Origin of the sequence: Pseudomonas sp. PNPG3 (genome assembly GCF_023093815.1) — a bacterium.
GTDB lineage: Bacteria > Pseudomonadota > Gammaproteobacteria > Pseudomonadales > Pseudomonadaceae > Aquipseudomonas > Aquipseudomonas asiatica.
In genome coordinates this window covers 36,103-57,692 of record NZ_JALLKV010000015.1, presented here as the reverse complement: position 1 = coordinate 57,692, position 21,590 = coordinate 36,103, and the positions used below count along the sequence as shown (strand labels likewise).

Annotated in this window: 20 protein-coding genes and 1 pseudogene; 11 read left to right on the top strand and 10 right to left on the bottom strand. The window is 60.6% G+C overall.

Annotated elements, in window-relative coordinates; all coding sequences use genetic code 11:
• Nucleotides 1–110 precede the first annotated feature (110 nt).
• Entirely contained in the window at nucleotides 111–1,355 is a 1,245-nt protein-coding gene (locus MJ643_RS12550) for an OprD family porin (RefSeq protein WP_103469141.1), read from the top strand.
• An 88-nt stretch (nucleotides 1,356–1,443) separates the two neighbouring features.
• Here MJ643_RS12550 and MJ643_RS12545 read toward each other — a convergent pair whose 3' ends face one another.
• The 3 genes from MJ643_RS12545 to MJ643_RS12535 form a co-directional block, all read right to left on the bottom strand.
• Nucleotides 1,444–2,751, bottom strand: coding sequence for a c-type cytochrome (locus MJ643_RS12545; protein WP_103469140.1), 1,308 nt, complete (start codon nucleotides 2,749–2,751; stop codon nucleotides 1,444–1,446).
• An 11-nt stretch (nucleotides 2,752–2,762) separates the two neighbouring features.
• The gene (locus MJ643_RS12540) at nucleotides 2,763–4,538 is read right to left on the bottom strand and encodes a GMC family oxidoreductase (RefSeq protein WP_103469139.1); all 1,776 of its coding nucleotides are present in this window, start codon (nucleotides 4,536–4,538) and stop codon (nucleotides 2,763–2,765) included.
• Nucleotides 4,539–4,624: 86 nt separating this feature from the next.
• Nucleotides 4,625–5,329 (bottom strand): gluconate 2-dehydrogenase subunit 3 family protein, encoded by a 705-nt coding sequence (locus MJ643_RS12535; RefSeq protein WP_103469138.1) that lies wholly within the window; start codon nucleotides 5,327–5,329, stop codon nucleotides 4,625–4,627.
• Between the two features lie 206 nt (nucleotides 5,330–5,535).
• Here MJ643_RS12535 and MJ643_RS12530 point away from each other — a divergent pair, with 206 nt between their 5' ends.
• The 8 genes from MJ643_RS12530 (at nucleotide 5,536) to MJ643_RS12495 (ending at nucleotide 12,978) form a co-directional block, all read left to right on the top strand.
• Nucleotides 5,536–6,579, top strand: a complete 1,044-nt coding sequence (locus MJ643_RS12530) for a LacI family DNA-binding transcriptional regulator (protein ID WP_103469137.1) — start codon at nucleotides 5,536–5,538, stop codon at nucleotides 6,577–6,579.
• 127 nt (nucleotides 6,580–6,706) lie between these two features.
• A complete protein-coding gene (locus MJ643_RS12525; RefSeq protein ID WP_103469136.1) occupies nucleotides 6,707–7,909 on the top strand; it encodes a mandelate racemase/muconate lactonizing enzyme family protein in 1,203 nt (400 codons plus the stop codon).
• A gap of 61 nt (nucleotides 7,910–7,970) precedes the next feature.
• Nucleotides 7,971–9,359, top strand: coding sequence for an MFS transporter (locus MJ643_RS12520; RefSeq protein ID WP_103469135.1), 1,389 nt, complete (start codon nucleotides 7,971–7,973; stop codon nucleotides 9,357–9,359).
• A 26-nt stretch (nucleotides 9,360–9,385) separates the two neighbouring features.
• Nucleotides 9,386–10,573, top strand: a complete 1,188-nt coding sequence (locus MJ643_RS12515) for an L-dopachrome tautomerase-related protein (RefSeq protein ID WP_103469134.1) — start codon at nucleotides 9,386–9,388, stop codon at nucleotides 10,571–10,573.
• Nucleotides 10,574–10,701: 128 nt separating this feature from the next.
• Entirely contained in the window at nucleotides 10,702–11,187 is a 486-nt protein-coding gene (locus MJ643_RS12510) for a heme-binding protein (protein ID WP_232099724.1), read from the top strand.
• A 64-nt stretch (nucleotides 11,188–11,251) separates the two neighbouring features.
• Entirely contained in the window at nucleotides 11,252–11,764 is a 513-nt protein-coding gene (locus MJ643_RS12505) for a heme-binding protein (RefSeq protein ID WP_103469132.1), read from the top strand.
• A 12-nt stretch (nucleotides 11,765–11,776) separates the two neighbouring features.
• Nucleotides 11,777–12,679 (top strand): DoxX family protein, encoded by a 903-nt coding sequence (locus MJ643_RS12500; RefSeq protein ID WP_103469131.1) that lies wholly within the window; start codon nucleotides 11,777–11,779, stop codon nucleotides 12,677–12,679.
• Nucleotides 12,680–12,753: 74 nt separating this feature from the next.
• On the top strand, nucleotides 12,754–12,978 hold the full coding sequence (locus MJ643_RS12495; protein ID WP_197862837.1) for a LacI family DNA-binding transcriptional regulator: 225 nt from the start codon (nucleotides 12,754–12,756) through the stop codon (nucleotides 12,976–12,978).
• Between the two features lie 142 nt (nucleotides 12,979–13,120).
• Here MJ643_RS12495 and MJ643_RS12490 read toward each other — a convergent pair.
• The 4 genes and pseudogenes from MJ643_RS12490 to MJ643_RS12475 form a co-directional block, all read right to left on the bottom strand.
• Nucleotides 13,121–13,612: pseudogene (locus tag MJ643_RS12490) on the bottom strand (flavin reductase family protein); the annotation flags it as partial.
• A 94-nt stretch (nucleotides 13,613–13,706) separates the two neighbouring features.
• A complete protein-coding gene (locus MJ643_RS12485) occupies nucleotides 13,707–14,123 on the bottom strand; it encodes an ester cyclase (RefSeq protein WP_177410017.1) in 417 nt (138 codons plus the stop codon).
• Between the two features lie 23 nt (nucleotides 14,124–14,146).
• A complete protein-coding gene (locus MJ643_RS12480) occupies nucleotides 14,147–15,028 on the bottom strand; it encodes a phytanoyl-CoA dioxygenase family protein (RefSeq protein WP_247726817.1) in 882 nt (293 codons plus the stop codon).
• Nucleotides 15,029–15,064: 36 nt separating this feature from the next.
• The gene (locus tag MJ643_RS12475) at nucleotides 15,065–16,492 is read right to left on the bottom strand and encodes an APC family permease (protein WP_103469128.1); all 1,428 of its coding nucleotides are present in this window, start codon (nucleotides 16,490–16,492) and stop codon (nucleotides 15,065–15,067) included.
• Nucleotides 16,493–16,784: 292 nt separating this feature from the next.
• On the opposite strand from MJ643_RS12475, the gene MJ643_RS12470 reads away from it, so the two are divergent.
• Nucleotides 16,785–17,840, top strand: a complete 1,056-nt coding sequence (locus tag MJ643_RS12470; protein ID WP_103469127.1) for an AraC family transcriptional regulator — start codon at nucleotides 16,785–16,787, stop codon at nucleotides 17,838–17,840.
• Between the two features lie 11 nt (nucleotides 17,841–17,851).
• Here the strand turns inward: MJ643_RS12470 and MJ643_RS12465 are convergent, their stop codons facing one another.
• Genes MJ643_RS12465 through MJ643_RS12455 form a run of 3 tightly spaced genes read right to left on the bottom strand, consistent with a single transcriptional unit; the run spans nucleotide 17,852 to nucleotide 20,708 of the window.
• Nucleotides 17,852–19,624, bottom strand: coding sequence for an FUSC family protein (locus MJ643_RS12465; RefSeq protein ID WP_103469126.1), 1,773 nt, complete (start codon nucleotides 19,622–19,624; stop codon nucleotides 17,852–17,854).
• Nucleotides 19,621–20,502 carry an HlyD family secretion protein gene (locus tag MJ643_RS12460; protein WP_103469125.1) on the bottom strand — a complete coding sequence of 294 codons (882 nt, stop codon included), beginning with the start codon at nucleotides 20,500–20,502 and terminating at the stop codon, nucleotides 19,621–19,623. Before MJ643_RS12460 ends, MJ643_RS12465 begins: the two co-directional genes overlap by 4 nt.
• On the bottom strand, nucleotides 20,499–20,708 hold the full coding sequence (locus MJ643_RS12455) for a DUF1656 domain-containing protein (RefSeq protein WP_103469124.1): 210 nt from the start codon (nucleotides 20,706–20,708) through the stop codon (nucleotides 20,499–20,501). Before MJ643_RS12455 ends, MJ643_RS12460 begins: the two co-directional genes overlap by 4 nt.
• A gap of 95 nt (nucleotides 20,709–20,803) precedes the next feature.
• Here MJ643_RS12455 and MJ643_RS12450 point away from each other — a divergent pair, with 95 nt between their 5' ends.
• On the top strand, nucleotides 20,804–21,577 hold the full coding sequence (locus MJ643_RS12450) for a helix-turn-helix domain-containing protein (RefSeq protein ID WP_103469123.1): 774 nt from the start codon (nucleotides 20,804–20,806) through the stop codon (nucleotides 21,575–21,577).
• Nucleotides 21,578–21,590: the final 13 nt, after the last annotated feature.

Genomic DNA, 21,590 nt, shown 5'->3' with positions numbered 1-21,590 from the left:
TGATCCCAGGGGCTGCACAGTCCCTGTGGGAGCGGCTTTAGCCGCGAAAGGGCCCTCTCGGAAAATCACAACAACAATGGCCGGTGCGAAACCCGGCCAAGGGACCTGTCATGCATAAAAACAACAAGACGCTGCCCGCTGCCATCCTGCTGTCCGCTACGCTCCCGGCCCACGCCCAAGGTTTCCTTGAAGATAGCCAGGCCTCGCTGAAAGCCCAGAACTTCTACCTCAACCGCGACTTCCGCGAAGACGCGGGCATTTCCAAGCGCGAAGAATGGGCCCAAGGCTTCATCCTCGACTTCCGCTCCGGCTACACCCCCGGCACCCTCGGTTTCGGCGTCGATGCCCTCGGCATGCTCGGCCTGAAGCTCGATTCAGGCCCTGGCCGCAGCGGCACTGGCCTGCTGCCGGTCGGCGACGACGGTCGCGCCCCGGACCAGTACAGCAAGTTCGGCATCACCGCCAAGGCGCGGCTGTCGAAGACCGAACTGAAGATCGGCACCCAGCTGCTCAAGTACCCGACCATCGCCTCCAGCACCGGACGCATCCTGCCGCAGACCTTCCAGGGCGGTGTGCTCACCTCCAAAGAGTTGGATAGCCTGACTTTCACCTACGCGCAGATCGACCGCACCACCAAGCGTGACTATTCCCACACAGAGGCCATGAGCCTGGTCAATAAGAACCGGCGTTTCAGCGGCACGCCCGAGGCTGACGACTTTCGCATGGGCGGTGTGGACTTCGTGGTCAACCCCAACTTGAGCCTCAGCTACCAATACGGTGAGCTCGACGAGATCTACGGCCAACATTATTTCGGCCTGCTCGGCAGCACCGCGCTGGGCCCTGGCAAATTGGCCCTGGATGCGCGCTACTTCATAAGCGACGACAAGGGCGAGGCGCTGGCCGGCCCGGTCGACAACCGCACGCTCAATGTGCTGCTCAGTTACAGCCAAGCCGGGCACACCTTCGGCGTCGCCTACCAGGGCCTGTCCGGCTCCACGGCCATGCCTTACCTAGTCGGCACCGACGCCTACTTGACCAACTACATGATGGCCGCCGACTTCATGGAAACCGGCGAGCGCACCTGGCAGCTGCGCTATGCCTACGACTTCGTCGCCCTGGGTATTCCGGGACTTACGTTCTCGACCCGATATAACCATGCCGATCATGCCAACCCGGCCACCTTCGCCGGGGAAGGGCGCGAGTGGGAGCGCGACACCGACCTGGGTTACACCATCCAGTCCGGGCCACTGAAGAACGTCAACGTGCTGTGGCGCAACGCGGCGCTGCGTTCCAACTATCAACGCGATATCGATGAGAACCGGCTGATCGTGAGTTACACCTTGCCGCTGTTCTGATTGCTCAAGTCATGTACGAGGAGTAGCCGCCGGGTATTGGCGGTGTGGCCGGTAAAGTCTTTTACCGGCCTTTTTTTCAATGGCGGACTCAGAAATGATTTTTCATCGTCGGCTGCAGGCCAAGGTGCTCCCGTGTGCGAGCTACCGCCTGAGCCTCGACCTCGGGGGCGGCGTTGCCCCAGCTATTGCGCACATAGGTCAGCACGGCGGCGATGTCGCTGTCACTGAGCTTCCAATCAAATGAAGGCATGCCGGCCCCGGTGACGTTGCCTTCGGTGACCACCGCCTGGCCGCCCTTGAGCACCGTGCTCACCAGGTTCGCACCACTGGGTGTGCGGATTCCGGGGTTGTCGGCAAAGCCCGTGACCATGCCGGGCAGGCCTTCGCCCCTGACATTATGACAGGCCATGCAATTGAGCTCGTACACCTGCGCACCGCGCTGCATGATCGGTTCGCTGGCGGCAATGGCGGGTGGCGGGGTGGTCTTCGAGCCGTCGACTGATTTGAGATATTCGGCGATCGCAGCCAGGTCCTGGTCGTTCAGGTGCTGAGTGGAAAATTCGACCGCTTCACCCATCGGCCCCGAGGCGATCGCCTGGTGGTTGGCCCCGGTCCTGAGGTAGACCGCTATCTGCTCCGCGCTCCAGCTGCCCAACCCGCGATAACGGTCGCCGGTGATCTCCGGCGCGTAGCTGTCGAGCAGCTCGGCACCCTGCAGGTAACGACCGGTGTCGCCACCGAGCAGGTTCTTCGGCGTATGGCAGGCCGCGCAATGGCCGGCGCCGTCAACCAGGTAGCGCCCGCGGTTCCATTGTGCGGACTGTTCGGGCTGTGGCACGAACGGGGTGTTGTCGAAGAACAGCAGATTCCAGCCCAGCAGGGTCTGGCGAATGTTGAACGGGAAAGCCAGGGTGTTGGGCGTGGGCGCCTGCTGCACCGGTTGCACTGTGCGCATGTACGCCCACAGGTCGTGCAGGTCGGCGTCGCTGATCTTGACGTAGGCGTTGTAGGGCATGGCCGGGTACAACCGTTGCCCGTCCTTGCGCTGGCCATGGCGCACCGCACGGAAGAAGTCGCGCTCGGTCCAGCGGCCGATGCCGGTCTGCGGGTCGGGGCTGATATTGGTCGAGTAGATCACGCCAAAGGGCGTCTGCAACCCGTAGCCGCCCGCGAATGGAGCGCCGCCTGGCGTGGTGTGGCAAGCGGCGCAGTCGGCCTGGGCCGAAACGTACGCGCCGCGGGCGACGGCGGCAGGGTCGACCGCAAGGGTGTCGGCGCCAGTCAGTTGGTCATCGGCGACGTTGTCAGCGGCACTGTCGTTGCTGTGCAGCACGGCGGCGGCGAGGCCGGCCAGCGCCAGCGCGATGCAGCTGGCCAGCAAGGTCTTGGTCTTCATGGCAGCTCCTTTCACGCCTGCACCAGCGGGCCGGGGTTCTTGATGTATTGCTCGATGATCGCCTTGGCCGTCCACAAGGCCAGGGCGCCGATGGTCACGGTGGGGTTGTAGCCGGCGTTGTTGGGGAACGACGAGGCGCCGAGCACGAACACGTTGTGCGCTGCCCAGCACTGTTGGAAGCGGTTCAGGGCACTGGTGCGCGGGTCGGTGCCCATCACCACACCGCCATTGGTGTGTGAGGAGTCGTTGGCGCGGAACGGCGTGTAGTGGTCGGCGGCGAAGTTGTAGGACTCGATGTGCTGGCCGCCGACGGCCTGGGCGATCCGATCGCACTGCTTGCGGATGAACTCGCCCGAGCGCTTGTCGTTGAGGTTGTAGTCGAAGGTCATGCGCATCAGTGGCCGACCGTAGTTGTCCTTGTAGGTCGGGTCGAGGTCGAAGTACATGTCCTCGTGGGCATAGCTGGTGCCCTGGCCCTGGATCATCGCCCAGTTCTGGTAGCTGTGCCGGAAGGCCTGCTTCCAGCCTTTGCCCCAGGTCGGCGCGCCTTTGGGCAGCACGCCGGCCATGCCGATCGGCAGGCCGCTGTTGGACAGCGACTGGATGCCCGCGCCGCCAATGAAGCCCAGGCCGCTGTGGTCGAAGTTGTCGGCGTTGAAGTCGTCGATCTGGATGGCCAGGCAGCCGGTGTTGATGAACGGGTTGAGGTGCTCCTGCTCGAACCACAGGTAGGCGTAGGAGAGTGTCTGGAAGCTGTAGTTGCGCCCGATCACGCCACGGCGGGTGCGCGGGTCATAGGGCTCGCCGATGCCCGAAAGCAGCATCAGGCGCACGTTGTCGAGCTGGTAGGCGGCGACGATGACGATGTCGGCGGGCTGTTCACCCTGCATGCCGTGCTTGTCGATGTAGCTGACCCCGGTGGCGGTCTTGCCGTCGGCGGACTTGTTGATGTGCAGTACTTCGGTTTCGGTCAGCAGTTCGAAGCTCGGGTGGCGCATCAGCGCCGGCACCACGCAGGCGTTGGGGCTGCTCTTGGACCAGTTGCCGCAGCCGAACAGCTGGCAGTAGCCGCAATAGGTGCAGGGGCCCATGCGCACGCCCAGCGGGTTGACGTAGGCCTGGGAGATCGTGCCGGCGGGGACCGGGAAGGGGTGGTAGCCCAGCTCGGTGGTCTTGTGGGTGAAGATGTCATTCCAGTGGCTGGGCACCAGTGGCGGTGTCGGGAATTCACGGCTGCGTGAACCTTCGAAAGGGTTGCCGCCGGGCATCACCTGGCCCTCGATTACCCCGGCCTTGCCGCTGGTGCCGGCGATGCGCTCGAAGCGGTCGTAGAAGGGTTCGAGTTCGGCGTAGGTCACACCCCAGTCCTGCACCTGCAGGCCCGGCACCAGTTGCTGCTTGCCGTAGCGCTCCACGGTCTTGCTGTACGGCTCGAAGTCGAACGGGTTGAAACGCCAGGACGCGGCGGCCCAGTGGGTACCGGCGCCGCCAACGTTGTTGCCGAGGGTCAGGTTGCTCCACTCGCGCACCGGCAGGGCTTGCTGGCCGGCGTGGTTGCGCACGGTGTAGGTCTCCAGGCGCGGCGGCTGGAGGATTTCCTTGCGGGTGGCCCAGCGCAGTTCGTCGGTGTCCACCGAGGGCGGAAAGTCCGTGGCGGTGTCGCGCCAGGCACCACGCTCGATGGCCACCACCTTGAGTCCGGCCCGGGCCAGTTCCTCGGCGATGATCGAGCCGGACCAGCCCAGACCGATCACCACCACGTCCGCTTTGGCTCTTGTCGTTTTCATCTGTATTCCTTGGGGCGCGCGCAGGCGGGGGCCGGCAGGGCCACGGGGCTGCCTCGCGCAAAATTGGGGGGAAGGTCCGGGTGGACTCAGCCTGCCCGGTCGAGCAGGCTCACCGGCTCCAGGTCGAGCGGCAGGCCTTTCCTGTGCAGATACGGGCGATAGTCGTAGCGGGCGCCGGGGAAGCCGATCAGCCGCCAGCCCACCATGTCGCGGTTGCCGCCATACATGGGGTCGGCCAGGTAGCCTTCGCGCACGTTCTGCAGCAGCAGTGCGAAGAAGTCGGCATCCAGGGGCGCAGTACCGGCTTCCATCGCTCGCAGCAGTGCATCCTGCTGTTCACCGGTCAGGCCGCTGAACGGCCGGGCATGCTGCTGCTGGCAGTACTGACCGAGCCGCGCCAGGCCATCGCGGTAGCGCTGCGCAGGCGTCAGCCTGAACTGCGGCCCTTGCTCGGGCGTTCCCTGCACGTAGGGGCCGAGGCGGTAGGTGCTGGCGGCCTGGCCGTAGGGCCCGGCCAGTTGCCGGTCGATAAACACCACGCAGCCGGCCTGGCTGGCGCTCATGCCCAGTTCGTCCTCGGGGATCAGGCGGTCGAAGATGGCCGCCACTTCCCGGGCTTCGTCTGAGGTGAGGTAGGCTAGGGCGCCGGATTTCGGCGGTTGGGGCAGGGCGTCGGCGTGGGTGCCGCTGGCCCGCGGGCGGTCGCTGGCGAGCACGCCGGCACTGGCGCTGCCGATGGCGCCAAGGGCGCTGATTTGAACGAGTGAGATCAGGGCTTCACGTCGATTCATGTCCATCATCCTCAGGACGTGCGTCGGCCAAGGGGCACTGGCGACGCGTGCGTTATTGTTATGGGGCCGGCCTTGTGGCTGGCGGGGCGAGTCTAGGGGCGCAGCGACGGCCCGCGCCATGACTGTTTTGACGGGTTTCCTTCAAGATTGTCGCAGGCTACTCTTGCCCGACTTCAGCAACGGTGCATCCACGGGGTAGGGCGGGTATGGCTTCAGACGGCAAAGGGCAGGTGCGTGCGGCAGTCACCTTGAGCGATGTGGCGCGCTTGGCCGGCGTCGCGCCGATGACGGTGTCGCGCTACCTCAACCAGCCGGACACCGTGCGCGAACCGACCCGCCTCAAGGTGCGCCGGGCCATCGAGCAGACCGGTTACGTGCACAACCGCCTGGCCGGCGCGCTGAAGTCCAGCCGCACGCGGCTGGTGGCGGTGGTGGTGCCGATGGTCACCAACCCGATCTTCTCCGACACCTTCCAGGCCATCAACGAGCGCCTGATCAAGGCTGGCTACCAGGTGCTGCTGGGCGTCTCGGGCTACCAGACCGAGCAGGAGCAGGAGCTGCTGGAGGTGATCCTCAGCCGCCGCCCGGACGGCATCATCCTCACCGGCACCCTGCACACCAGCCTCAGCCGCAACCGCCTGCGCGCGGCTGGCGTGCCGGTGGTGGAAACCTGGGACCTGTCTGCCGAGCCGATCGACATGCTGGTCGGGTTTTCCCACGAACAGGCCGGGCGCGAGGTGGCGCGGCAGCTGGTGGGCCAAGGCTACCGACGCTTCGCCCTGCTGGCCGTTGACGACCCGCGTGGCTTGCGCCGTGCCGACAGTTTCGTCCAGGCCCTGGCCGAGCAGGGCATCACCGACGTCCAGCGCCAGACCTGGCAGGGCCTGCCGTCCCTGGCCCAGGGTCGTGAAGGCCTGAGCGTGCTGCTCGAGCAGTCCGCCGTCGATAGCGAAGGCCCTTGCGCCGTGGTGTGCACCTCCGACACCATTGCCCAGGGCGTGCTGACCGAAGCGGCCGCCCGCGGCATCGCGGTGCCCGGGCAACTGGCGGTAATGGGCTTTGGTGACATGGCCTTCGCTGCGCACACCTTCCCGGCCTTGTCGACGGTACGTATCGACGGCACCCTGATGGGCGACACGGCCGCCAGGATGTTGCTGGAGCGCCTGGGCGGCGATGCGCAATCGCCCGCGACCGTTGATATCGGCTTCAGCCTGGTGCAGCGCGAGAGCACTCAGACGCTGGAAAGTTAACGTTAACATTTTCACGCTTCGGCAAACTTTTTTCTAAATCCTCTTGTCCTGTATTTCTGGATGCGCTAGGTTTTTTAGCGGAAATGGTAACGATACCATTTGCTGGAATGGACTCAGGACAAGAACAATGTCGAAGATCACCTGTGTTAGAACCCTGCGCCTGCCCGAACGCCCCAAGCTGCTCTGGCTGGAGATCGAAACCGATGAAGGCCTGATCGGCCTGGGCGAAACCTTTCGTGGTGCTGCCACCGTCGAGGCGGCCATCCACGAACTCATCGCCCCAGGATTGATCGGCCGCGCCTCACGGCAGATCGAAGCAATCTCCCTGGAACTCACCACGCCCTACGTCGGTTACCACAGCGCCAGCGCCGAAATCCGCGCCGCCAGCGCTGTGGACATCGCCCTGTGGGACCTCAAGGGCCAGCGCCACGGTATCCCCATCCATGAAGCGCTCGGCGGTGCCTGCCGCGAGCGCATCCGGGTGTACAACACCTGCGCCGGCTACGAATTCAACACCCAGCAGGGTGCCCGCCGCGAGATCAGCGCAAGCGACTGCGCCCAGGGCCCTTATGACGATCAGTTGGCCTTCAGCCGCGACGCCGGCGCCCTGGCGATCAGCCTGGTGGAGGAGGGCTACACGGCCATGAAGATCTGGCCGTTCGACCAGTTCGCCCGCCAGCCCGGGGCCAACACCATCAGCCTGGACGAGGTGCAGAAGGGCTGCGAAGCGTTCCGCCAGATTCGCGCGGCGGTGGGCAACCGTATCGAGATCATGTGCGAGCTGCACAGCCTGTGGGACACCACGGCAGCCCTGCGCATCTGCCAGGCGCTGGAAGCCTTTGACGTGTACTGGGTGGAAGACCCGCTGTGCAAGATGGACGACGCCCAGGCCCTGGCCGACCTGCGCAAGCGTACCCGGGTGCCGATCTGCGCCAGCGAAACCCTGGGCGGCAGTACGGCCTACCGTGACCTGCTCAAGGCCGACAGCCTCGATTACCTGATGCTCGACCTGGTGTGGTGCGGCGGTTTCACCGAAGCGCGCAAGATCGCCGCGCTGGCGCAGGCCTACAACAAGCCGCTGGCGCCCCACGACTGCACCGGCCCGGTGGCGTTGTTCGCCGGCTTGCACCTTGGACTGCATGCGCCCACGGCCGTGCTTCAGGAAGTGGTGCGGGCATCGCTGTCGAGCTGGTATGGCGAACTGGTTACCCAGCTTCCGCAGATCGATGGCGGCTTCGCCCTGGCACCGCAACGGCCTGGCCTGGGCACGGCACTGCGGCCTGAAGTGCGCCTGCGTACCGATGCGATCGTGCGTGAAACCCACTGCTGACTGATTGCTGCGCGGCAGCCTCCCAGGTTGCTCGCGCTTGCAAACCGGTATCGAGAATACAATGAAAAAAATACATTCTCTGCGCCGCTTCATCGCCGAACACCGGCGCCATGAAGTCATTGCCCTGCTGTTCGTGATGATGATCATCAACCAGGGCGACCGCGCCACGCTGTCCATCGCCGGCGCCAGCCTGGCCGATGAAATGGGCCTGGGGCATGCCCAGATGGGCTGGCTGTTCTCGGCCTTCGCCTGGGCCTACATGCTCCTGCAACTGCCGGGTGGCCTGGCCATCGACCGCTTCGGCAGCATTCGCGTGCTGGGGCTGGCGATCGTCGCCTGGTCGCTGTTCACCGGGTTGATTGGCACTGTCGCGATGATGCCGGTGGGCCTGGCCTTCGTCGCCGTATTCGCCCTGCGATTTCTGGTCGGCGCTGCCGAGGCACCGTGCTTTCCGGCCAACAGCAAGATCGTCTCGATGTGGTTCCCCACGGCCGAACGTGGCACCGCGACGGCGATCTTCAATTCGTCCCAGTACTTCGCTGCGGTGGTGTTCACACCATTGCTGGCGTGGGTCTCGACCCGCTGGGGCTGGCCGTGGGTGTTCTATGTGATGGGCGTGGCGGGCGTCGCCATGGGCGTGGTGTTCATTCGCCGGATCAAGGCGCCAGTCGAGCACCCGACGCTGACGGCGGTGGAACTCGAGGCCATGCGCCTGGGCGGGGCCAGCCTGCGCGAGCACGCTAGCAGCCGGCCGCCAGGGCAGGGCTGGCGCGACACCTGGACGCGCGCCCGTGGCCTGCTGCGCCAGCGCATGTTCCTCGGCATCTACCTGGCGCAGTTCTGCATCAGCACGCTGACGTTCTTCTTCCTCACCTGGTTCCCGGTGTACCTGGTGCAGCAGCGCGGGCTGTCGTTGCTGGATGCCGGCCTGTTGGCGGCGGTGCCAGCCATCTGCGGATTTGTGGGCGGGATTACCGGCGGCATGGCTTCGGACTGGATGTTGCGCAAGGGGATGTCGCTGACGTTGGCGCGCAAACTGCCGATCTTCATCGGCATGGCGCTGTCGATGAGCATGATCCTGTGCAACTACGTGGAAACCAACCTGCTGATCGTGCTGTTCATGGCCCTGGCGTTCTTCGGCAAGGGCGTGGGCGCGCTGGGCTGGGCGATCATCGCCGATGTCTCGCCCAAGGACAGCATCGGCATGAATGGCGCGATCTTCAACACCTTTGGCAGCCTGGCCGGCATCGTCACCCCGGTGGTGATCGGCTACATGGTGCAGTCGATGCACTCGTTCAATGGTGCCCTGGTGTATGTCGCGCTGAATGCCGTGGGTGCGTTCGTCAGCTACCTGCTCATTGTCGGCCCGCTGCAACGCCCCGACGACAACTCGAACCCGCAAGACCGCGACCGGCCCGCGCCATCGCTCAAGCCTGCTACTGCGCGCTGACTTTATTACTGACAAGGACAATAACAATGAATACATCAGGACGTACCTCCCGCGCATTGCGCATTGCCGGTTTTGCCCTCGGCCTTGCCTGCACCCCGCTGGTACAGGCGCAGGACCTGCCGCCCAGCGGCCAGCCGCTGACCGAGGTCGCTCGCCTGGACTGGCTGTGCAACGCCGTGGCACTGACTTCCGGTGGTCGCCTGTTCGTCGGCCTGCCGCGCTGGCCAGGCTTCGAGAAAACCCCGTCGATCGCCGAGGTGCTGCCCGACGGCAGCCTCAAGCCGTTCCCGGGCGGGCAGTGGAATGCCTGGGCACCGGGCAAGCCGAGTGCTGCGGCGCTGGTAAAGATCAACACCATCCATATCTTCGACGACGACACCCTGTGGGCCATCGACCAGGGCGAGGATGCCGGGCCCAAAGGCATCAACCCCGGGCAGAAGATCCTGCAGTTCGACACCCGCGACGGCAAGTTGCTGCGCAGCATCAGCCTGCCCGCCAGCGTGTTGCCGGCCGGCGCCCACCTCAACGACCTGCGCCTGGACAGCGAGCATGCCTATGTGACCGACTCGGGCCTGGGCGCGATCATCGTTGTCAACCTGAAAACCGGTGAAGCCGTGCGCCGCCTGGCCGGGCATCCGTCGACGCAGATGGCGCCCGAACGCCGGCCGATCGGTGAAAACGGCCAGCCGCTATTGCTGGCTGACGGCAGCGATCACCAGGTGCATTCCGACCCTATCGAGATCAGCCCCGACGGCCAATGGCTGTACTACCAGCCGCTGAGCGGGCCGTTGTGGCGGGTGCCGACCGCAGCGTTGCGCGACACGCGGATCAGCGAAGCGGAGCTGGGCAAGCAGGTCGAGTTCGTGCATGACACCAGCCCGCTGACTGGCACGGCGATGGACAGTGCCGGCAACGTCTACCTGGGCGAGTATGACCGGCCGCGCGTGTCGGTGTACGCGCCGGACGGCACGCTGCGCGTGGTCGCCGAAGACCCGCGGCTGTGGAACCCGGATGCGATGATCATTTCCGACCAGCGCGAGCTTTATATCCCGGTGCCGCAGAGTGCGCGCTTGGCCTCCAACCGTGGTCCTGGCGGCCAGGACGCGATCGTGCGGCCATTCATGATCTACAAGGTGCAACTGCCGGCAGCCCTGGGGGGGCGCGAGAAAGTCCCGGCCGTGGTCGGCAAGCCGCTGACCACCGTCGCCCGCTGATCCACTTACCCCATTAACCCACTTGATGCACTTGCGAGCCCCTGCGGCTCGCGAGCAGGGCGCCCCTGCGCCCGCATTCAGCCAGCCCTGCGCAAACACGCACAGGGCACCAACCAGGAGATGTACCGATGAAAACAACAATGACCATCGCCGCCTTGTCCCTTGCCTTTGCCATGGCGACTTCTGCCCAGGCCGCCAGCCCGGCGCCGACGGTGGTGGCCCAGGAAAACCTGTCCACCGCCGCTGCCCTGCAGTTGACGCAGCAAGCCACCGAGCTGGCCGCCAGCCGGGCCATGAAGATCTGCATCGCGGTCACCGATGCCGACGGCCACCTGCTGGCCTTCACCCGTATGCAGGGTGCATATGCCGGCTGCGTCGAGGCCTCGATTGCCAAGGCCACCTCGGCAGCGCGCTTTGCCATCAACACCATCACGTTCTATGACCTGGCGCGCAAAGAGAACCTGGCCATCGGCACCATCCCCGGCATCCTGCCGGCAGTGGGCGGGGTAGTGGTCAAGCACGGTGGCAATGTGGTCGGCAGCGTTGGCGTAAGCGGTGCCACCGACCTGACCGAGCAGAAACTCGCCGAAGACGTGGCGGCGACCTTCCGCTGATGGCCGTGGCCCTCTGTGCGAATGCGCGGAGGGCCAATCTGGATCGATTGAAAAGGAATTGCAGATGAACGTTTATTTCCGGCGCCTGCTCCTGGCTGGCCTCACTCTGTTTGCTGCGCCATGGGCCCAGGCCAGTGAAGGCACTGCCTTGCGTGGCACCACTCAGCTGTCCCTGGGCGGCGCGGCAGCGCTGCTCGACAGCGCCGTGGCCAAGGCTCGCGCCGAAGGCACTCACCCGTGCATCGCGGTGACCGACACCAATGGTTACCTGCTGGCCTTCAAGCGTATGGACGGCGCCGCCCCAGGCTGCATCGAGGCGGCGATCAAGAAGGCTAACTCGGCGGCGATCAACGACGTCGACACCGTGGTGTTCTACGACCTGGCGCGGCAGAAGAACCTGCAGCTGGGCAGCATTCCCGGGATCCTGCCCGCCGTCGCCGGGGTGGTGATCCGCCAGCAGGGCCAGGCAGTCGGTGCCTTGGGCGTGGCCGGCGGTGCCAGCGATGACCAGGAGCAACGCATGGCCACGGAGCTTGCGCGTGCCTTCGAGAAAACCCTGCCTGTCAGCCACCCTTGATCGAGGTTCGTGATGAACAGTCCTGTACGTTCCCTTGATGTGGTCGAGGGCGCTTATGCCAACGACTACGGTCTGCTCAAGCCGTCGCGCATGCCCAACGCACTCAGCGTGGCCGGGCTGGCGGCGACTCTGGTGGCCGCCCTCTATTGTGGTTGGGGCAACCATACGTTGCCAGATTTCGCCGCCTGGTCGAGCACGCTGTGGATGTGCGTCGCCTTGTTCAGTGCGGCGCTGATCACCCCCAGGGCGTTCGCCCCGGGCTTTCTGCTGTCGTTGCTGCCGTTCCTGATTGCCTGGCGCGTGGCGGCGATGAACGATGCACTTGTCATGGTCTGGGTCGCGAGCATCGCCGCCGTGCCGTTGCTGTTGCAGTTCGCCGACTGCGTGCTCGGCGACCTGCGTCGTGATCGCAAGAAGCCAGGGGCCTGGCTGGGGTTGCTGTTGTGGCAGGCGACGATCGTGCGCATGTACTTCGGCCTGAACGAGCTGTGCCACAGTTCCGAGAAGATCTTCGCCGGGCTGGGCTGGTTCCATCGCTTGGAGACGGGCTTCCAGGGCTTTGGCCTGGGTGAGGTCGCGGCGTACTTCGTGGTGCTGGGCGGGCTCATCGAGTTTGCCAGTGCCGTCAGCGTCGGGCTGGGGTTGTTCGCACGGCTGGGGGCATTTGTGAGCCTGGTGTATTTCCTGGTAGCTACGGTCGGTTTCGGCGGTGAGTGGAGCCGGGGCTATGCCTGGGCTTCGCCGGGCGGGGGCGGCTGGGAGTACGTGATGCTGCTGATGGTGGTGTTTGCCGGGGTGATGGTGACCGGGGCCGGCAAGTTCTCGCTGGATGGTTGGTTGTTGCGTCGGGGCTGGATGCCGCGTCGCTTGATGTGGTTGGCATTCAACGTTAAGGGTGCCAGTCCCCGCGAGTAGAGAAGGCAAGCGGAGTAGGCGAAACTTGCACAGCCATGGCAGACTCCGCACCTTTTGTTAGTGGATGTTTCCAGGTGGACAAGATTGACCGTCGCCAAGGCATGGCGGATGTCGCCCAACTGGCTGGCGTCAGCCTGAGTACCGTCGACCGTGTGTTGAACGAGCGCGGCAGCGTTTCCGACAGCAAGCGTCGCAAGGTGCTGCAGGCAGCCCAGGTGTTGGGGCTCAAACGCCTGCTGCCGTCTGCGCTGCATGGCTTGCTGCGCTTTGCTCTGATTAAGTTGATCGTCATTCGGTGAGATGAAAATTTGCTGGCGAGGCACCATGTTAAAACGGCCGTGTCCCAAAGGCGTGTGGCCGGCGACATACATCGAGGTGTGTTTTTCCAGAGGCCTGAAGACTAAAAGGAATCAACAAATCTCATCCAGATGCTAAGGAAATGTACGCTCCCTTGTGGAACACCAAGGGGGCTCTACCGTGATCGGTGAATGCAACGACTTGTCCAAGGATGACATGGTGGTCGCCTGCATCGATTTGGCCAAAAAGCTCACATTCAAGATGAGCAGAACACCCATAGAACACTGGGGCTCCCCCGGCCCCGCAGGTATGTTCGACTGCGGCGAACTTCTCCTCACCACTTCTGGCGAATCTGTTAGATAAGTCGATTTGTTCGGCGGCCAAGATGTTCACCGCGAAATGAGACGCTTGGCTGAATACCTCATAGCTAGAGGAGCGCTTGTCGATGCTCCACAAGATGAGGGCCGGATTTAACGATACGGAGCTGAAGCTGTTCGCCGTAACGCCCACCTTTCTGCCTGCTAGAACTGCGGTCATGATGGTTACCCCAGTTGGAAAATTACCAAGCGCATTTCTAAATGCGCGGGGATCTATTTGGGGGGGATACTTGAGTTTGGTTACTGGCGAGCTTTGCATCGGCGTGTTCCTTCGCGCTGCTGATATTGTTGGCACAATTTATCCATGGCGGGCCTCCAGGTGCATATCGTGGGATGCGCCTGGAGGCTTTTCGTCACGCCCAGCCCAGTTGCTTACCCGCGTGGCTGTCGTTCCACACCTTCGTCACCTCGGCCACTTTGCCGTCCTTCAACCTCATGACGAAAACGTAGTCCGAAATTACTGGTCTGCCGGTGGCTGGTACAGGTTCATTGATACCAGTGTGAGTCCCGCAGAACCGAGCAAACGCGATAACGGTTTGACGCTTTTCATCAGTCGCAACGTTGACCAGTTCGTAATGTGCGTCCGGCAAAATTTCGAGAAGATGCGGCATCGAGTCGCTATATGCTTCAACTGTTTTCATCGCCTCAAGAGACTCAGCTTGAACGTTGAATACAGCGCCGTCGTGGCAGTAATGGCGGCACTCCTTCCATCCTTTGCCAGACTCACAGACTTCAAAGAATGCCATGGCAGTTTCGGCGATAGTGCTCATGAGGTAGTCCTTCCAGTGAGTGATCAGATGAGAGAGTCTGCATATGCAGCCGAGCTCGAGTTCGCTGTACTACTCAAGGCGTTGAAGCCCGAGGAGCGACGCTCGGTACTGCCCTTGAGGTAAGCGAGCGGGTCTTCAAAATCGCGGACATAGCCCATGGCGAAGCATCCACACTGGTAGCCCATCAGCTTCAGCAAATCGTCAGGGAGAGTACGAGCTACTTCTGGTGGGGTGGCCAGATACTGGTTTTCTTCTTGGCGTACCCAGCCTACCGCGTAGGTGATGTTCAAGGCCTGGCGAACCTTGTCGCTCTTGTTCTCACCAGCGCCGTGGTAGATCTTGCCGGTGTAGAGCAAGACGGAGCCCTTCTTCATTTCCGCTGGAATGCCAGCTGTCGGAGAGTACTTCTGGCCAGGCCCGGCGAACTGGCTGTCTGGAACGATACGAGTAGCACCGTTTTCGGCGGTGTAATCCGTCATCGCCCACAGCGTATTGCACTGAACCTCGTAGTCGTTCGGGAACTGGAAAAAGTCCCAGGCCAGCTGATCCTGATGCAGCACCTGGGCGGGCGAACCCGGATGTACAGAGATCACTTGTGTCAGGTGCAACTGGAAGGTTGAAGCCTTACTCAAGTGTATAGCAGCCACCCCAACCACCAAAGGATTCATGATCAGATCACGCGAGGTTTCCGAGCGGAGGATCATTGCGCCGGTACGCTGGGTAGAGAACCCTACAAATTTATCCTCTCCGAAAGGCGTGGTGTCGATGTACGGGCCCATCTCAGCGGCGACCTTGTCCATGACATCAGCGCTCACGAGTTCATCGATCACGACGTACCCATGCTCTTTCAAGGAATTACTGACTTCTTCGATGGTGGCGGTATTGGGCAAGCGGTTAATGAGCATTTTGATTTCCTCTTTGAATGCAGTGAAGGGACTGGGTTACGCCAACTGGCGCAGTGCCTCGTAGCGAACGGGATGTCGGGTTCGGAAACGCTCCGCTACCCAGAAGCCAAAGGCGAAGGTGGCCAGGAGAAACGAGACGACAAAGATCGAAACCGTTTTTGCACTATCGCCACCTATGAGATCGGGCAAGTTGGAAACGGCGACCCAAAGGCATCCCAGGATGCCCAGCAGACCTGCTGAAGGCGCGATGAGGGTCTTCCAGACTTGCCCCCGAACCTGCTCCCGCCGGAAGAACACCACCACCGCCGCGCAGGTCAGAGAGAGGATGGCCATATAGCCAAGTGTTCCGGCCATGGCACCCCATGCATAGATCTGGCTTGCCGGGTCAGCACCTATGGCTATCAGTAGGGCAAAGGCGATGACGCTGAAGAGTGACAGTACGATTGACGAAACGTGTGGGGAGCCATGCTCCGGGTGGACGCTGGAAAAACGGTCATTCAGTACACCGAACCTTCCAAGGGTGTACTTGTAGCGCACTACGATGTTGTGTAGTGACAGAGCACAGGCGAACAGGCTGGTGATCAGCAGCACATGCATCACGTCCATGAAGAGGACGCCGAAGTAGTGCTCGGTGACTGCGAGGTACATATCAGCACCGTGTGCCTCAGAGAACGCTGTGATGTTGTCCTTGCCGATAGAGCTGACCGCACACCACATTGAAATCACATAGAATGCTCCAACCAGAAGCACCGCTGTGTAGGTGGCTCGCGGGATTGTACGGTCGGGGTCTTTAGCTTCCTCTCGGTAGATGACGGTGGACTCAAAACCGATGAAACTGAAAATGGCGAACAGAATTCCCAGTCCTGGGGAGCCCGAGATGATGTTGTCGAGATGGAAGGATGCGCTCTCCAGACCGGTAGGGCCTTTATCGAGGATTACTGCGATATCAACCAGGATGACGACGGCGATCTCCAACACCAAGGCGATACCGAGGAACTTAGAGCTCAGTTCAATATCTCGATAACCTAGGCAAGCGATGACGCCAACCGCCATGAGGGAGTAAACCCACCAAGGTACTGATACTCCCAAGAAGTCGTTCACAACGGCGGCGGACGTGTAGCCGATATAGCCCTGCAGCGCGACAAGGATGAGGGCATAGGAAACCACGGCGAGGGTCGCCGAACCCAAGCCTACTGAGCGTCCCAGACCTTTTTGAATAAAGGCATAAAACGCCCCCGCATTGGAGATGTACTTGGACATCGCAACGAAGCCTACCGTGAAGAGAAACATGATCACGGTTGCGATGAATGCATCCACCGGAGCGGCGATGCCGTTACCCAGCGACACCATCAGCGGTGTGTTGGCGACCATCACGGTCAAGGGGGCTGCGGTGGCCACGACCATCATCACGATGGGGGTGACGCCAAGCGACCCCTTTAATTTTTGCTTCTCAACCTCTCCCATGGGAGCCTCCTCAATCTTTAGCTATCAGGTCATGAGTGCATGGACAGAGGCTGGATGCCTGCCACGACGCTGATGTCAGTATCGAGAAATCCCCTCCAGTAAAACTTGTTTTGATATGACAACTCGTTGTCTTCAGTCCACAAGCCAATGAACCGAAATAGCGCATCGAGCACGGGGATGGTGCGCTTTTGTCCCCTCGATATTCCCGGAGCCTTGTCCGGTTGGGCTTACGTGGGGTGGTATACGAGTTGCATAGTCAGGAATGCTTGGCTCTGTAACGATGGAGGTCTGAATGTACCGATCCACTGCTCAAGATTCCTCAAGACCCGCGACCGTGATGGGGGCTGTGGTTTCTGGATTCGCGTCTTTCCTGCGCCTTCAGGGCGCAGAGGCTGAAGACATATTCGAGCGCTCTGCGATAAATCCGGACGTGCTTGGTGACCCTAATCAACCCATTTCGCTGCCGGCCTTTCTCAAGGCTGTTGATACGGCGGCGACGTTAACGGAGAACGATAATTTCGGTCTCTGGCTGGGTAATCAGTACCGTCCCGAGTACCTGGGGTTATGGGGATATGTTGGGCTTTCGTCTGCAACACTCGGTGATGCCTTATTGAACATGAGCCGATTTTTCCCCGAGTTTCAGAGCCGTAGTTTTTTCAAGGTCAATCATTTCCAGGGCAAAGTTCGCCTGGAGTATGGGTTGTTGGACAGCACTATCATCAGTCGCCGCCACGATGCTGAGATGACGCTTGGGAACGTCTTCAATGTGATGCGTAGGGCTTTAGGTGAGCGCTGGGCACCCTTGGAGGTTCACTTCAGTCATGCTAGGCCGGAGTGCTGGCAGGATCACCAGAAGGCTTTTCGGACAGACGTGCGATTCGAACAGTCGTCGAATGCGATCATCCTCAATGCTTCTGATCTCTCCCGAGCGATGCCTGGGGCTGACCCGCAACTGCTTTTGATCGCACAGCAGAGTTTTGGTGTACTGCGGGTCGCAGGCTCAGTTCGGCTAACGACAGCCGAGCGAGTACGCTCTGAGATCATCGATTCGATTCCAGGAGGAGTGCCGCGTATTGAGCAAGTTGCTGACCGATTGGGGATTCCCGTGTGGACGCTGACTCGTCAACTCAAGGATGAAGGGCAAACTTTTTCGGGCTTGTTCGACTCGGTACGCAAGGAGATGGCCTACTACTACCTCGAAAAGACTGCGATCAACATATCGAAGCTCGCCGAGCTTCTTGGATATACAGAGACGTCTAGTTTCACCCATGCGTTTAATCGTTGGACTGGTGAATCGCCGAAACGCTGGAGGGATCAAGCTCGCTACGCCGAATCCTTAGGGGAATAGCAGGTATCAGCTCACTCTTCTTCAGTCCTACGCCTCGAGTGAATGTGGCCTCTTTCCAACAGGGAAAATCCGAGAGCTGTGAGCTCCTGCCCTTGCGATGACGCCGGCTCATAGGCACTGAGATAAGAAAGCCTTTCCCCTGCTCGTCGATTCAGCCAGGAGCGGGATTTACCCATCGACTGCATCACCCTGAGATCCCTTTCCAATGTTTTCACCACTCGCCGTTGTAGCCAAAGCCCCTTTGGCGGGCCTACTAGCGAGAATCCAACAAAAAGTAGTCCCAGGCCAGCTACGATACCTAAGTCGGTAGTTAGGGACTGATCCACCGCGAACGTCATGTAATTACTCGGCTGTATGGTTACCGCAAAGGTAAGGCAGAAGCCAAGACCATAGGGTGTCAGAGCAGGTGAGGTCATTGCCATAAGGCCTAGGAAAAGTGGCCCGGCCAGAACCACCATCAGCGCTAGGAAATGATTCGGGCCCTGGGCAAGCAGTGGCAGCACTATCAAAACGACAATAGGCACCGCTAATGCCACTCCGACGATAAGTCTCCGCACGATCAACGTCGGCGCTGGAGCTGCAGCGAACATTTGCGAAAAGAGCGTTGGAAGAACCATCATCATGATCAGTGTAGCAGGCCCATCCGACGATACCCAAAGCGTCGCCGCTGCCATGAAAACAAGGCTATTCCGAGTCGCTGATCTTGCAGCCGCGTGCCAATCACGATGACGCTTCAAGCGTTTACCTGGATGAGAGCACGGCTCGCCATTGGGAGAGGATTGAGTAGCTTCGAGTATGCTCAGCAGTGCACCGGTGAATGCTTGAAATGCATCGTTTAGACCGGCGTCAAGCCACTCCTCAGCAACAACCTGCATTTTCTCTAGTAGCGTTCTCAGCCCAATAGTTTGGCTGTTGGAATCAAGCTCAGAAACTCTGGTCAGTTCTTTCGCAAATAACTCGGTGATGTCTGTGAAGGCCTGGCTGGTAGCGCCATCCTGCTCACTGAGCAAACGCTGAACTGTGTGGCCACTGGCCGCTAGCGTGAGCGCGTTTTGGCACATCCGCAGTGCCCTTGGTACGCTGTTCGCCAGTTCATACCTGCCTGCGTTTGAATCATCATTTATCTGCGTAACCAAGCTGATTATTTCAGTGCGCTCCTTATGAAGCGTCGCTTGATCTTCAGGGGTATGAACGAGCGTTTGGGCGTACCCTAAGCATGCCAGATGCAGACGACGGGCGTGGCCGGTAAGCAGTGCTTCAACCTTGAAGGGAAAGAAAAAAACACTGGCTAATGTCGCGCAGCTCGCCCCAACAAGTACCTCTGTCAGGCGTGCCCGAACCACCAGAAAAATCGACTCACTGGTCGTGATGGTGGGGTCGGCCATGGCAAACATCACGATAAGGACGGCGGTTACGGATACTAGAGCCGTGCCAAAGATGAAATTTACGTGGCGCTCCGTTGAGGCAACTGCAGATGTGATCGCAACACAAACGGTCAACGCGCCGATCGCAAGGCTGGGATATGGCAATAGGTTGTTCAGGATGAGCACAGCAACACAAGCTCCGAGGGTTGAGCCGATCACTAGGCACATAGCCTTCTCGATCACTAACCCTGTCTCAGGCCGAGCCTGCAACATCATCGACGCAACCATGGCCCAAAACGGCTTGTCGAGATCCAAGCTCATCGACACAGCGAGTGCCAATGTGACTGCTGACAGCCCTTTGGCTGCAAAGAGGACGCTGCGCAGGCTGGGTTGCAAGTAATGAGTCAGGATCGCTTTCATAAGTTCACGACTCGCGAAAGCGATGGCGAAAGCTTCACCGAAGCGTTCATCCCGGCGCTTAATCGTGTCCCATCGGGAACTGAATCGAGTTTGATATCGACAGGAATACGCTGTGCCAGTCTCACCCAGTTAAAGGCCTGCTGCACTTGGGGTAATAGCATCGGATCAGCTTGCGTATTCGAGTTCGCTACCCCTTTTGCGATGCTTATCACGTGCCCCTTAAGCGGCTTACCTTCGCTCATCAACCTCACATCAGCAGCATCCCCCTCGCTGATGCCGGGCAATTTAGTTTCTTCAAAATAGGCGGTGACGTAAAACGAGCCGTCTTTGATTAGAGAAAATGCTGGGCCGCCCTGAGTAACGTAGTTCCCCTCTTGCAGTTTGACGTTTGTGATAGTTCCGTCAGCAGGGGCTGTCACTCGTGTGCGGGCAAGGTTGATCCGAGCTGTCTCCCATTGTGCTTTGCTAATCTCATAGGCGGATTTCGCTATCAAAACTTGTGATCGTGCATTGTCTAGATCCTCCGCACTGATGGCGTTGATCTTAGCGAGAGGGACACGCCGTCGTTCTTGAACTCGAGCAAGTTCCCAAGCATGCTTGGAGTGTTCCATCTTGGCCTTTGCTTCATCCAGGGTGGCTTGATAACGAGCCTCATCGATTTCAAAAAGCACATCGCCTGTCTTCACCATTTGGTTATCTCTCACATGGAGCTTGGTGACCCAACCCGCGACGTCCGGTGCAACGATCACCACATCAGCTCTCACTCTGCCATCGCGTGTCCAAGGTGACTGGCGATAGTGATTCCATACCCACGCCCCCGAAAAAACGGTTGCCGTTGCAATCAATAGCGTCATGGTGACTCGCAATGCGCCGTTCATTTCAGATCCCCGTCCAGGAATGCCACTGTTGCTGCGACGTAGCAGACGAATAGCGAAAGCCCCAGCCATGAACGCCTGAGCGTCCAGTGTTTGAGCAGTGTGTGAGGAACCAGCAACTGGGTGATCACCGTTAACCCGCCCGCGATGAGGGCGCATAACACCATCGGGCTGACCAGGAGGCCGGCAACTGAAAATTCTCGAAGCATGCATCACTCTCAGGGCGTGTACCACAATACGGTAACTGTATCGTCAATTGCCTCGTACCGCAATGTGGTACAGTGCTCGAAAATTGGAGGTGCCGATGGACGTAGTCAATCAACAAGGCGGAAACGAAGAGAAAGGCGGCGGAATTCAGGTCATCGCTCGAGCTGCCAAGATCATGTATTTACTAGGGAAAAAACCTGATGGTCTGAGCCTTGGGGATATTGCTCAGGAGGTAGGGCTACCTCGCTCGACTGTGCAACGGATCGTCGGTGCGCTTGAAGAGGAGGGAATGATTCGAAGTGAGGGTATTGGCGGGATTCGCCTGGGTGCAGGCCTCTTGAGACTCGTTACCTACGCTCACGCAGATCGAATCACTGTCCTTCGACCATGGTTACATCGGCTAAGCGAAGCAGTTGACGAGACCGTTGTGTTATCGAGGCCCAATGGATTGCAGCTGGTGATTGAGCATCGAGTTGTAGCTGACCGAGAGCTGCTAGTGATGCCCCGGTTAGGCCAACTGGATAAGCCGCTTTATGGTACGTCTGCTGGTCGGGCGATTATGGCCTTGTATAGCGACGAAGAGTTAGGTGTCTTGTTTCAAGGCCAGGGCAGCAGGGAACCTGACTCGGGTTCGGTTGCGAAAATCTTCAAGCAAGTGGGCCTAATTCGAGATACTGGCGTGTCATGTGACCACGGCGAGCTAATGGAAGGGATTACCACGACTGCCGTTGCCCTAGACACAGTGTTGGGTCGGTTCGCTATTTCCATGCCTATCCCGACCTTCCGTTTTGAAAAAAATCGGGAAATTTACATCCGGGAATTGCTTCACTGTAAAGCTGGAGTGAGCAAAGAAATCGCCTGCACGGGGTGACCAGCGCTTGCAG

What these genes read in the sequence shown, in the direction of transcription:
- MJ643_RS12535 (WP_103469138.1), bottom strand. Translation starts at nt 5,329, where the DNA reads ATGAATCGACGTGAAGCCCTGATCTCACTCGTTCAAATCAGCGCCCTT.
- MJ643_RS12505 (WP_103469132.1), top strand. Translation starts at nt 11,252, where the DNA reads ATGAACGTTTATTTCCGGCGCCTGCTCCTGGCTGGCCTCACTCTGTTT.
- MJ643_RS12550 (WP_103469141.1), top strand. Translation starts at nt 111, where the DNA reads ATGCATAAAAACAACAAGACGCTGCCCGCTGCCATCCTGCTGTCCGCT.
- MJ643_RS12455 (WP_103469124.1), bottom strand. Translation starts at nt 20,708, where the DNA reads ATGCTTCGAGAATTTTCAGTTGCCGGCCTCCTGGTCAGCCCGATGGTG.
- MJ643_RS12485 (WP_177410017.1), bottom strand. Translation starts at nt 14,123, where the DNA reads ATGAGCACTATCGCCGAAACTGCCATGGCATTCTTTGAAGTCTGTGAG.
- MJ643_RS12545 (WP_103469140.1), bottom strand. Translation starts at nt 2,751, where the DNA reads ATGAAGACCAAGACCTTGCTGGCCAGCTGCATCGCGCTGGCGCTGGCC.
- MJ643_RS12525 (WP_103469136.1), top strand. Translation starts at nt 6,707, where the DNA reads ATGTCGAAGATCACCTGTGTTAGAACCCTGCGCCTGCCCGAACGCCCC.
- MJ643_RS12450 (WP_103469123.1), top strand. Translation starts at nt 20,804, where the DNA reads ATGGACGTAGTCAATCAACAAGGCGGAAACGAAGAGAAAGGCGGCGGA.
- MJ643_RS12480 (WP_247726817.1), bottom strand. Translation starts at nt 15,028, where the DNA reads ATGCTCATTAACCGCTTGCCCAATACCGCCACCATCGAAGAAGTCAGT.
- MJ643_RS12540 (WP_103469139.1), bottom strand. Translation starts at nt 4,538, where the DNA reads ATGAAAACGACAAGAGCCAAAGCGGACGTGGTGGTGATCGGTCTGGGC.
- MJ643_RS12515 (WP_103469134.1), top strand. Translation starts at nt 9,386, where the DNA reads ATGAATACATCAGGACGTACCTCCCGCGCATTGCGCATTGCCGGTTTT.
- MJ643_RS12470 (WP_103469127.1), top strand. Translation starts at nt 16,785, where the DNA reads ATGTACCGATCCACTGCTCAAGATTCCTCAAGACCCGCGACCGTGATG.
- MJ643_RS12475 (WP_103469128.1), bottom strand. Translation starts at nt 16,492, where the DNA reads ATGGGAGAGGTTGAGAAGCAAAAATTAAAGGGGTCGCTTGGCGTCACC.
- MJ643_RS12530 (WP_103469137.1), top strand. Translation starts at nt 5,536, where the DNA reads ATGGCTTCAGACGGCAAAGGGCAGGTGCGTGCGGCAGTCACCTTGAGC.
- MJ643_RS12465 (WP_103469126.1), bottom strand. Translation starts at nt 19,624, where the DNA reads ATGAAAGCGATCCTGACTCATTACTTGCAACCCAGCCTGCGCAGCGTC.
- MJ643_RS12520 (WP_103469135.1), top strand. Translation starts at nt 7,971, where the DNA reads ATGAAAAAAATACATTCTCTGCGCCGCTTCATCGCCGAACACCGGCGC.
- MJ643_RS12460 (WP_103469125.1), bottom strand. Translation starts at nt 20,502, where the DNA reads ATGAACGGCGCATTGCGAGTCACCATGACGCTATTGATTGCAACGGCA.
- MJ643_RS12500 (WP_103469131.1), top strand. Translation starts at nt 11,777, where the DNA reads ATGAACAGTCCTGTACGTTCCCTTGATGTGGTCGAGGGCGCTTATGCC.
- MJ643_RS12510 (WP_232099724.1), top strand. Translation starts at nt 10,702, where the DNA reads ATGAAAACAACAATGACCATCGCCGCCTTGTCCCTTGCCTTTGCCATG.